Origin of the sequence: Streptomyces chlorus, assembly GCF_042655885.1 — a bacterium.
GTDB lineage: Bacteria > Actinomycetota > Actinomycetes > Streptomycetales > Streptomycetaceae > Streptomyces > Streptomyces chlorus.
The window spans coordinates 202,287-213,074 of sequence record NZ_JBHSOA010000053.1 but is presented as its reverse complement, the minus strand read 5'-3'; the positions used below and the strand labels follow the sequence as shown (position 1 = coordinate 213,074).

Sequence of the window (10,788 nt, the reverse complement as noted above, 5' to 3'; positions counted from 1 at the left end):
GGCTTGTCTTCGAGGATCAGGGCTGGGAGGACTACGCGTCCTGGCTCAAGAGCGACCGCAAGACGCTCGCTCGAATCAACAAGCTCATTGAGGACGTCAAGCGTGACCCCTTCGCGGGGATCGGGAAGCCCGAGCCCCTCAAGTACCACTTGCCCGGGGTGTGGTCGAGGCGGATCGACGACGAGCACCGCCTCGTCCATCTGGTGACGGACAGGGAGATCGTCATCCTCGCGGCTCGTTACCACTACTGACCGCTCGGGCGGTGCAGGCGTTCCTGGGGATGCTGCTCCCGGGCTGGGATGTCACTGTCGTCCTTCGTGCCGGTCTCGAACATGAGGCCGGCACGGAGGCTGTTTGGTGCCGTCCGGGGCGCAGTGGAGCTTGGCCGTGAAGAAACCGGCCGCTGCGTTCGGGATCTTGTTGGCCGCGTCGGTCCGGCGGAAAGGCGCACCAGGGCGTTCTCGGCCTCGGCCGACAGGGAGACCGAACCGGCGAGGCCGCGCTGATCCGTCACCGCCCGCCGCAGCAGCTCGCGGACCTCGTCCACCCGGAGTCCGGAGTTTCAGCACCGGCAACCGTGAGAGCAGCGGTGAACCTTGACGTGTTCGGGCTGGCCAGTGGCGCACTTCTGACCGTCGGGCGGCGCCTCGGCCGGCACCGGTGCTTACCACGCCAGGGAGACGGGCCGGGCGGCAATGGGTGGATTTCCCCTGTTCAGGGCGGAGGGTGCCGTAATCAGGTCCGAAGCCGGGCCCCGGTGCGAAGAATCCGGGGTGTGAATGCTTCCTCGGGGACCGCGCTTCGGAGCTATCCGGTCCTGCTGGCCGGCTTACCCGCCGCCGGCGAGAGCTGGGTGCACTGGCCCAGGAGCAGCGCCGTGCTGCTCGACACCTACGAGACGGTCGCGCTCAAAGCGCGTCTCGACCACGACCGGGCCGACCCGGCGGACCACGACGACCCCCGGCTGGTCGGCAGGGTGGCGCGGTCCACCGGCGAGCAGGCCCTCGCGGCGCTCGCCGCGGCGCGCGAGGCGCAGCCGGCCTGGGCGCGCGTCCCGCTCGATCACCGGCTGGACTTCGTCCGCGCCTTCCACCGCCTGCTGCGGGAGCGGGCTGAGGAACTCATGTCGGTCCTCGTCGCCGAAGGGAACCCGCTGCAGGTGAGCCGGTGGGCCCTGTCCGCCGCGCTGAACCTGACGCACCCCGACTCGGTCGCGTACGCGCGTGCCGCCATGGTCTGGGAGGGCGGTCATGCGGGCCGGCTGGTGCGGCTGGTGCGCAAGCCCGACGGGGTGGTCTGCCTGGACCCGGCGCGCAACGCCCCGATGCTCACCGCTCTGTCCGGGGTGCCGACGCTGGCGGCGGGCAACGCGCTGGTGGTCAACGCCCCGCCGACGGTCCCGCTGAGCACCGCCCACCTCTTCCACGAGCTGGTCGCCCCGCTGCTGGCCGACCATGGGGCGCCGCCCGGCACGCTGAGCGTGCTGTGCGCGCCGGCCCGGCCGATGCTGCGCACGTGGCTCGCCTCCCCGCACTGCGACGACATCTTCTTCTTCGGCGGTTCGGCCCAGGGCGCCGAACTCACCCGCTCCTGCCTGGAGCACGGCAAGAAGCCCATCATGGAGCTGGCCGGCAACGACGCCCTCGTGGTCTGGCGGGACGCCGACCTGGACGGCGCCGTCGAAGCGGCACTGGAGCGCTACCTGGGGTCCGGACAGCTCTGTCTGGCACCGAAGTTCGCCCTGGTGCATCCCGCCGTGGCGGACGACTTCACCGAGCGGCTGCACCGGAAGGTGGCCGCCCTGCGCGTGGGGCTGCCGGACGACCCGGAGGTCGTGCTCACCCCGGTGATCAAGCGGAACCAATGCAAGGAGGTGCTGGACGACGCCGTGGCCCGGGGCGCCGAACTGCTCTGCGGTGGTGACCTGGTCGACGTGCACGGCCGTCCCTCCCCGCGGGGCCCGTTCGTCCGGCCCGCGCTGCTGCGCGTACGGGGTCTCGAACGGGCGGCGGCCATGAACGCCGTCACCGAGGAGACGTTCTTCCCCCTGATGTGCGTGGTCGTGCCGGAGGCCGCCACGTCTCCGGCAGCGGCCTCGGACGACGCGCTGCTGGACGCGGTCCTCACGTTCGTCAACGCCAATCGGTACGGGCTGCGCAACTCGCTGTGGGCGCGTGATCCGCACGTCGTCCACCGGTTCACGGACGAAGTGACCAACGGCGGTGTGCTGAAGGTCAACGACAGCCACATCGGGACCCTGCCCGTGCTGCCCATCGTCGGCGGCACGGGGCTGTCGGGCGGCGTCTTCGGGGAGGCCAACGTCTCCTTTCTGCGCACCACCCGCCTCCAGGGCATCAGCCTCGCCACCGGGACCGGTGAGCCCTTCGACCACCTCGCCGCCGCCGGAATGCCCCTGGTGGCCCGGCCGGCTCCCTCCACCCGTATCCCTCTGCCGGGACAGTCCGGCACCAGCAGAAAGGCCGACACATGACCACGCTCTCCGGCATGACCCTGCTCCACCGCAAGATCGACCTGTGCTTCCGGCACTTCGACACCGACGACAACGGCTTCATCGACCGCGAGGACCTCCTGACCCTGGGATCGCAGCTGCTGTCCAAGTTCGGCGAGCCCGTCACCTCGCCCAAGGGCACCGCGCTGATGGACGGCATGACCCGCTTCTGGGACGCCCTGGTCGCCGCCGCGGACCAGGACGGCGACGAGCGGCTCACCCGCGACGAGTACCGGGACTGCATGACCGGCGCCTTCGTCGAGTCGCCCGAGGGCTTCGACACCTCGTTCCGGCCCCTGGCGGAAGCGGTGTGCGCGCTGCTGGACACCGACGGGGACGGTGAGGTGGACGAGCGGGAGTTCGAGGCATGGCAGGAGGTGTTCCGTACCGCGCCCGAGAACAGGGCTGACGCCTTCCGCAAGCTGGACGCGGACGGGAACGGCAGGCTCACGGTCGACGAGCTGCTGGCCGCCGTCCGCCAGTACTACCTCAGCCCCGACGCCGAGGCGGCCGGCAATTGGCTCTACGGCGCGGTCGCCTGAAGCAAGCACAGGCCGGGGCCCGGTGGGTAGCGGCCTCGCCGGCCCCCGGTCCCCTGGCCGCCGACGGCCGTCACCTCAGGCAGGATGCCCCCACCGCAGCGCCAAGTGCCGGCAAGGATCAGTTTGTTCACGACCGCTCAGGGGGCCATTTCTTCCGCCTGGGTGCGGTGGCGGGGGCGGTGACGGCGTCGAGTCCGGTCCCCCACAGGATCTCCCGTGGCTCGTCACGCAGGACGATGAGCCGCCGGTCGGTGAGGTGGACGGTGCCGGGCCGCCATCCGTGGGAGAGACCCTCCGCCAGAAGGCGGCCGCCGCTCGTCCGGCAGACGATTTTCTCGCCCTCCCCCAGCTCGGGGGTGCGGCGGGCGACGGACCGCTCGGCCCGGGCGCGGGTGTCCTCGTCCCGGTGGCGCATCATCCCGTACTCCAGCATCGTCTCCCTCCCGGCGACGGCCGCCCGGAGGGAGACGCCGCTCAACGGGATGTCGGCCACGGCGACGATCAGGTTCAGGTGCAGGATCGTCGCCGAAGCCAACGATGCAGATTTAGTGCAATTCAGGCATGTCGCTCGGTAGGGGATGCTCGCAATAGGTGGTCCGCAGTGGTGGCGTCGACCGTCTTTCGGGGTGTTGTCGCAGGCGGGGCGGGCTGCGTCGGGTGCCTGATCCGCTTCCCGTGAATTGTTTTTTCGTGGTGTCAGTTTCATTGACGTCATGTAAAGCGAATGGCTACCTTGACATCAGCCACAAGGGTGCGGTGCGCCCCTGCGGTGTACCCCACCCCGGACACGTGAGGCAGGCATGAGCGTCGAGAGCAACACTGTGAACACCGTCCTCGGCCCGGTGGCGGCCGAGGATCTGGGCGTCGTGTCGGTCCACGAGGCGCTGCTGTCGGTGGTTCCGGGCGCAGAGTACGCCTACGACGTCACCATCGACCGTGCCGAGATCTTCGAGACGCTCGCCGCCAAGCTGAAGGACTTCCGCGCCCACGGCGGCGGCACCGTAGTCGACAGCACCGGCATGTTCCACGGCCGGGACGTCCGGCTGTACGAGGCCCTCTCCCGTACGACCGGCGTGCACATCGTCGCCTCGACGGGCCAGGGCCCGGAAGAGATGCTCGGCGGCTACTTCCTGACGCCGCAGACCAACCCGCCGACGCCGTGGCCGGCCGAGAAGTTCGCCGACCTCTTCACCAAGGAGGTCACCGAGGGCATGGTGGTGCCCCGCGTGGAGCGACGCGGCCCCGCCGGCCTGGTGGCCACCACCGCGACCCTCGACGGCATGACCGCGACCGACGAGAGCCTGTTCCGCGGTGCGGCCCGGACCGCCCTGAGCACCGGCGTCGCGGTCTCCATCCGCTACGGCGCCGACGCCCTCCACGACCTCGACGTCGTCCTGGACGAGAAGCTGCCCGCCGACCGCGTCGTCGTCGGCGGACTCGACCGCAAGGACGCCGTCGCCGCCGGCGCGCCCCTCGAGATCGCCCGACGCGGGGCCTACGTCGCCCTGGACCACGTCGGTGCGCAGGACGACACCCACATCACCGATGACGAGCGCGCAGCTCTGGTCGCCGACCTCGTGCAGGCCGGCTTCGGCAACCGGATCCTGCTCTCGAGCAGCGCGACCGGTGTGGCGAAGGGCCACTTGGGCAACGACCTGCCGTACAGCTACGTCCTGACCACCTTCGTCCCGCTCCTGAAGGCACAGGGTCTCAGCGACGAGGACACGCGGCGGATTCTCGTGGAGAACCCGCGCGACCTGCTGTCGGCGCGCTGAGCGCCCGCGCGAGCGACCATCAAGTTTCTTTTCTCAAAGGTGAGTGTTGTGTCGAGAGTGAACACCGTCCTGGGGCAGATCCCGGCCGAGGAGCTGGGTCTCGTGGCCATCCACGAGCACATCGGCTACGGCATGCCCGGCTCCGAGCTGGACACGAAGTGGTGGAAGACCCCCGAGCAGCGGTACGAGGAGACCGTCCCGAAGCTGCGCCGCTTCCACGAGCACGGCGGCGGTACCTTCGTCGACGCGACCGGGATCTGCAACGGCCGTGACGTCGACTACTACAAGTCGCTGTCCGCGAAGACCGGCGTCCACATCGTCGCCTGCACCGGCTTCGTCGGCGGCGACACCGCCCTGCCGCACTTCGCCCGGGCCGACGTGGACTACCTGACCCGCCAGTTCGTCCACGAGATCACCGTCGGCATCGGCGACACCGGCAGCCTCGCCGGTGTCATCAAGGTCGGGGTGAGCCGCGGTGGCCGTATGACGGACCTGGACAAGCGCATCTACCGGGCCGCCGCCCGCGCCTCGCTCACCACGGGCGTGCCGATCCTGACCCACCTCGCGATCGACGCCGAGAACGCGATCGCGATCTTCAACGAAGAGGGTCTCCCCCTGGACCGCGTCCTGTTCGGGCATGTCGACGACGGCGTGAACGCCGACAAGACGCGCGACGTCTGGATCGCGGAGCAGGGCGGGCGCATCGGCTTCGACACCTTCGGCTACGAGACCGAGCTGCCGGACCCGCCGTTCTGGGCCCGCCCCCGCCAGGAGCGCCTCGACCACTTCCTCCGCTTCATCGGCGACGGCCGGCTGCACCAGGTCCTCGCCTCCGCCGACGCCAACTGCAGCCCCCTGGGCTGGCCGGGCGTGAAGGGCCACACCGTCAACTACATCTTCGAGGACCTCATCCCGGACCTCCGCGCCGCCGGTCTCGACGAGGCCGCGATCAAGACGATCTTCGTCGACAACCCGGCCGACTTCCTGACCCTTCAGAAGTCCTCCTGATCCTTCAGAAGTCCTCCTGGCTCTCCAGAAAACTTCCTGACCCTCCACGGTCTTCCTGACCTTCCAGAATCAGAGAGAACCACCATGCAGACCTCAGAACTGAAAAACCTGAAGATCGCCATCGTCGGAGCGGGATACGGCGGTGCGGCGGCGGCCAAGGCGCTCAGCCTGCTGGGCGCCGAGGTCAACGTCTACGAGCAGGCGAGCCAGACCCGGGAGGTCGGCGCCGGTATCGGTCTGCGTCCCGCCACCATGAACCGGTTCCGCCAGTGGGGGATCTTCGACGCGATCGCGAAGGTGACCTCGCCGAGCGAGTACTTCGAGATCCTCACCGCCACCGGCGAGCCGATCATGAAGGAGACGTGGCCGGCCGACGGCGAGCAGACCCACACCCACCTGATCCACCGCGGCGACTTCATCGAGGCGCTCCTGGGCGTGCTCCCCGAGGGCATGGTGCACCTCGGACACAAGCTGGAGAGCATCCAGGACAACGGCGACCGCTCCGTCCTCACCTTCGCCAACGGTGAGACCGTCGAGGCCGACCTGGTCGTCGGTGCCGACGGCATCAAGTCGGTGGTGCGCAAGGAACTGTTCAGCGACCAGGGCCCGGTGTTCTCGGGCGAGCACGCCTACCGCGCGGTCATCTCCGTGGACGACGCCCACGGCATGGTCACCGACGACAACCTGCGGATGTACATCGGCAAGGGCACCAAGGTCTACCTGCTGCCGCTGCGCCACCGCGGCCAGGTGTCGTTCGACATCACCGCCCTGTGCCCGGACGGCGCCTGGAACCCCGAGGTCACCAAGGACGACATCCTGGCGACGGTGGAGGGCTTCGACGAGCGCCTCGTCGCCATCACGCGCGACCTCGACATGGCGACCGTGAACATCCGCGCGGTCTACGACATCGACCCGGTCGACACCTGGCACTCGGACTCCGTCGTCCTGGTGGGCGACGCGGCCCACTCGATGCTGCACCACCAGGGCCAGGGTGCGAACTCCGCCATCGAGGACGCCGGCGCGCTGGCCGACGCCCTGCGCGACGCGCCCTCCCTCAAGGAGGCCCTGGCCCGCTACCAGGCCACCCGCAAGCCGGAGACCGACAAGCTGCAGGCCATCTCCCGCCAGGGCTGGTCCGAAGAAGAGATCGACGACGTCTTCCCCGGCCAGAAGCCCGCCGACGCCGCGCCGAAGGAGTAACGGAATGCCCCTGCACCCTGAGATCGCCAAGTTCCTCGCCGGCCTGCCGACCCCGCCCGAGGGCCCGCTCGACCCGGTCGCCATGCGCGCCGGGGACGAGACGCACGTCGCTCCCCTCGAGGAGCGGCTGCCGCTCCACGCGGTCGAGGACGTGACCGCGCGGACGGCGTCGGGCGAGGTACCGGTACGGATCTACACGCCGGTCGAGGCCGACAGCTACGGCGTGCTGGTCTACTTCCACGGCGGTGCCTTCTTCCTCGGCAGCCTGAACACGCACGACCACGTCGCGCGCTCGCTGGCGAAGGAGACCGGGCTCAAGGTCGTCTCCGTCGGCTACCGCCTGGCGCCCGAGGCCGCCTTCCCCGCCGGTCTCGACGACTGCTACGCGGTCGTGCGCTGGGTCGCCGAGCAGGGCGGGAGCCTGGCCTGGGACGGCACGACCCTCGCCCTCGCCGGCGACAGCTCCGGCGGCACCTTCGTCGCCGCCGTCGCGGCCAGGGCGCACGACGACGGTTTCGACCGGATCACGCACCAGGTCCTCTACTACCCCTCGCTCGACCTGGACTTCGACGTCGACCGCTATGCCTCGCTGCGGGAGAACGCCGTGGGCTACGGCCTGGAGACGGCGGGGCTGAAGCCCTTCAACGCCTTCTACCTCGACAGCGGCGCCGACCCCGCGGACCCGCTCGTCTCGCCGATCAGGCGGGCGGACCTCACCGGGCTGCCGCCGGCCCTCGTCGTCACCGGGGAGTACGACCCGATGCGCGACGAGGGCGAGCTCTACGGCCGGCGGCTGCGGGAGGCCGGCGTGGAGGCGACGGTGAGCCGGTACGAGGGCGCGGGCCACGGATTCGTCCAGCACTTCTCCTGGATCCCGGAGTACCACAGGGTCTTCGAGGAGACGCGCGACTTCCTCGGCCGGCGCTGACCCGGCCGACCGCGTACGAGTTCAGAAAGAGGACCATGACGCACGCAGCCCCCGTCCATCCCCTGGTCTCGCCCTGGGGCCGGTTCGGTCTCTACAGCTTCTTCATCGACGCACCCGAGCCGGCCGTCGTCGACACCGGGATCGGCTCCTCGCCCGCCGAGGGGATGGCTCCCGCACTCGAGGCGATCGGGCGCCGGATCGAGGATGTGCGCTGGATCCTGCTGACCCACGGTCACATCGACCACGTCGGCGGGGCGTACGCCCTGTGGGAGCTCACCGGCCGGCGGGCACAGGTGGTGATCCACGAGGCCGACGCGCCGATGCTCCGCTCGCGGCGGGCCCACGTGGAGGAGTACCTCGCGGGACGGGGCCGGTACCTGGGCGACCCGGAGGGAGAGGCGAAGGTGACGGCCGCCGCGAACGCCGTCATCTCCGGCGAGATGGAGCCCACCCTGCTCGTCAAGGGCGGCGAGACCCTCTCCCTCGGCGGCGACGTCACCGTCTCGGTGCACTCGATACCGGGCCACACGCCCGGATCGGTCGCCTACGTCGTCGACGGGCAGCGCTCGGTGTTCGTCGGCGACTCCGTCCAGGTCCACGGGGCTGCCAACGGCTTCCCGGGCTACACGGACCCGGTCGCCTACCGGGCCAGTCTGGAGTACCTGCGCGACGAGATCCGTCCGCGGCACCTGTACCTCGGACACCCGTACCGCCGCGCCGACGGCACGCCGTACGGCGTCGAGCTCGACGCCGTCCAGGCGCAGGAGGCCATCGAGCAGAGCCTCGCCGTCGAGGGCCGGGTCGCCTCGGCCGCCTGCGGCTGCCTGGAGGCCGGCCCGCAGGAGACGGACTCGCCGTACTCCCCGTTCGCCCGTACCGCCGAGGAGCTCGGCTACACCGGCGACCCCACGCTCGAGCCGTCGCCGTTCTTCACGTCGATGCACGGCTACCGCACGCAGCACAACCAGAACTCGTAGTCTCGTAGTACAGGAGCTTCGCACTCATGACCGACTTCCAGATGATCCGGGCGGGCCTGCAGGAGATCGCCGTCCGCAAGGATCTCCGGGTGCCGATGCGCGACGGCGTCATGCTGGCGGCCGACACCTACAGCGGCGTCGACGACAAGCCGCGTCCGGCGCTCGTGGCGCTCAGCCCGTACGGCAAGGAGCTGCAGGCCCTCGCGCTCACCACGCCGCCGCAGCGGCGCCCCAGCCCGATGTGGGACGGCTGCATCGAGGCCGGTGACATCGCGCGCGTCGTCCAGGAGGACTACGTCCACGTCATCGGTGACCTGCGCGGCTCCGGCGCCTCCGAGGGCGAGCACATCGGCAACTACAACGCCGGTGGTGTCTCGCTCGGACAGGACGCGTACGACTTCATCGAGTGGGTCGCGGAGCAGCCGTGGTGCGACGGCAACGTCGGCATGATCGGCATCTCCTACTTCGGCTCGATGCAGGTGCTGGCGGCGGCCGAGCGGCCGCCGAGCCTCAAGGCGATCTTCGTCAGCGGCGGTCACTACGACTTCTACGAGACCACCTACCACGGCGGCGTCATGTGGTTCATGCCGCGCGCCGCCCGTGAGGGCCGTGGTGGCGACTCCGGCTGGGCCTTCACCGACGGCGTCAAGTCCCGCATGCTCGAGACCTTCTCCCCCGAGGAGATCAAGGAGCGTGTCGCCAAGCGGCTGCGGGACCCGGACGTGGCCGCCTGGCCCAACCTGGTCCACGTGCTGAACTACCCGAAGAACCACGAGGCCTGGTTCGACATCGTGATGAACGAGGTCGACGGCGAGTGGTACGAGGAGCGCAACCCCATCACGCTCGCGCCCCGCATCGACATCCCGGTCTGGCTCCAGATCGACCAGGGCCGCGGCTGGACGATGGACGGCACCATCGAGCTGTACAAGTCGCTGAAGGGCCCGAAGAAGCTCGACATCGGCCCCTACCCGCCGATGCAGTCGCGCCCCTTCATCGAGGAGCACGACAAGATGTTCCGCTGGTACGAGTACTGGCTCAAGGGCATCGACAACGGGATCATGGACGAGCCCGCCGTCACCGTCCACGTCGAGGGCTCGCGCGAGACCGTCACCGGCGCACAGTGGCCGCCGAAGGACGTGGAGCACAAGTCGCTCTACTTCCGACCGCGTCGGGGGCTGTCCTTCGAGCCCGAGCCCATGGGCGCCGAGTACGCCGCCCCCGACGGCTTCTACCAGGCGCCGCTGACGGTGACCGACAAGGTGGAGATCCTCAACTGGAGCACCGCTCCGTTCACCGAGCCCACCGAGATGATCGGTCAGGGCGCGGCGCACCTCTTCGTGGAGATCGACCAGCCCGACACGAACTTCATCCTGCGCATGTGGGACGAGGCTCCGAACGGCAAGCGTCAGCTCATCACGACCGCCTACCTCAAGGCCTCGCACCGCGAGCTCGACGAGGAGCGCACCACGGAGGGCGACCCCCACCACCCGCACACGCGTGCGGTGCCGGTCGAGCCGGGGAAGATCGAGGAGTACGTGCTGCGCGTCTACCCGTTCGGGGCGACGTTCCTGCCGGGACACAAGCTGGTCGTGGAGCTCTCCAACACCGAGCCGCTGGCCGACGAGCACAACGCCCTGCTGCCGCCGGACGCCTTCCACCTGCCGGTGGGCCGCCCCGTCACCCACAAGATCTACCGCGACGCCGAGCACCCCTCCCGGCTCGTGCTGCCGTTCACGACGGTCACGGCGCCGGACGCGACACGGTAGGGCTCTGCCCGCACCACGAAGGAGAGCGGCGCGGCGGCTCTTGACGCGCCCTCACGACACCGGCCGGCCGGCCGCCGTACCCT

Annotated in this window: 10 protein-coding genes; 9 read left to right on the top strand and 1 reads right to left on the bottom strand. The window is 70.0% G+C overall.

Annotated elements, in window-relative coordinates; genetic code table 11:
* From ACFPZI_RS24785 to ACFPZI_RS24775, 3 genes are all read left to right on the top strand, one after another.
* The coding region (locus ACFPZI_RS24785; RefSeq protein WP_381366911.1) for a Txe/YoeB family addiction module toxin at positions 1–251 on the top strand (251 nt) is incomplete at its 5' end.
* Between the two features lie 524 nt (positions 252–775).
* On the top strand, positions 776–2,491 hold the full coding sequence (locus tag ACFPZI_RS24780; RefSeq protein WP_381366908.1) for an aldehyde dehydrogenase family protein: 1,716 nt from the start codon (positions 776–778) through the stop codon (positions 2,489–2,491).
* Positions 2,488–3,051, top strand: a complete 564-nt coding sequence (locus ACFPZI_RS24775; protein WP_381366905.1) for an EF-hand domain-containing protein — start codon at positions 2,488–2,490, stop codon at positions 3,049–3,051. Before ACFPZI_RS24780 ends, ACFPZI_RS24775 begins: the two co-directional genes overlap by 4 nt.
* A gap of 127 nt (positions 3,052–3,178) precedes the next feature.
* Here the strand turns inward: ACFPZI_RS24775 and ACFPZI_RS24770 are convergent, their stop codons facing one another.
* Complete coding sequence (locus ACFPZI_RS24770) at positions 3,179–3,586, bottom strand: hypothetical protein (protein ID WP_381366902.1); 408 nt, start codon at positions 3,584–3,586, stop codon at positions 3,179–3,181.
* A gap of 265 nt (positions 3,587–3,851) precedes the next feature.
* Here ACFPZI_RS24770 and ACFPZI_RS24765 point away from each other — a divergent pair, with 265 nt between their 5' ends.
* The 6 genes from ACFPZI_RS24765 to ACFPZI_RS24740 all read left to right on the top strand — a co-directional run bounded on the left by ACFPZI_RS24765 (position 3,852) and on the right by ACFPZI_RS24740 (position 10,705).
* Entirely contained in the window at positions 3,852–4,826 is a 975-nt protein-coding gene (locus ACFPZI_RS24765) for a phosphotriesterase family protein (RefSeq protein ID WP_381366900.1), read from the top strand.
* 48 nt (positions 4,827–4,874) lie between these two features.
* Positions 4,875–5,834, top strand: a complete 960-nt coding sequence (locus ACFPZI_RS24760; RefSeq protein ID WP_381366897.1) for a phosphotriesterase family protein — start codon at positions 4,875–4,877, stop codon at positions 5,832–5,834.
* 84 nt (positions 5,835–5,918) lie between these two features.
* Positions 5,919–7,034, top strand: a complete 1,116-nt coding sequence (locus ACFPZI_RS24755; protein ID WP_381366894.1) for an FAD-dependent oxidoreductase — start codon at positions 5,919–5,921, stop codon at positions 7,032–7,034.
* A gap of 4 nt (positions 7,035–7,038) precedes the next feature.
* On the top strand, positions 7,039–7,962 hold the full coding sequence (locus ACFPZI_RS24750) for an alpha/beta hydrolase (protein WP_381366892.1): 924 nt from the start codon (positions 7,039–7,041) through the stop codon (positions 7,960–7,962).
* A 35-nt stretch (positions 7,963–7,997) separates the two neighbouring features.
* A complete protein-coding gene (locus ACFPZI_RS24745; protein ID WP_381366889.1) occupies positions 7,998–8,939 on the top strand; it encodes an MBL fold metallo-hydrolase in 942 nt (313 codons plus the stop codon).
* A gap of 26 nt (positions 8,940–8,965) precedes the next feature.
* Complete coding sequence (locus tag ACFPZI_RS24740) at positions 8,966–10,705, top strand: CocE/NonD family hydrolase (protein ID WP_381366886.1); 1,740 nt, start codon at positions 8,966–8,968, stop codon at positions 10,703–10,705.
* Positions 10,706–10,788: the final 83 nt, after the last annotated feature.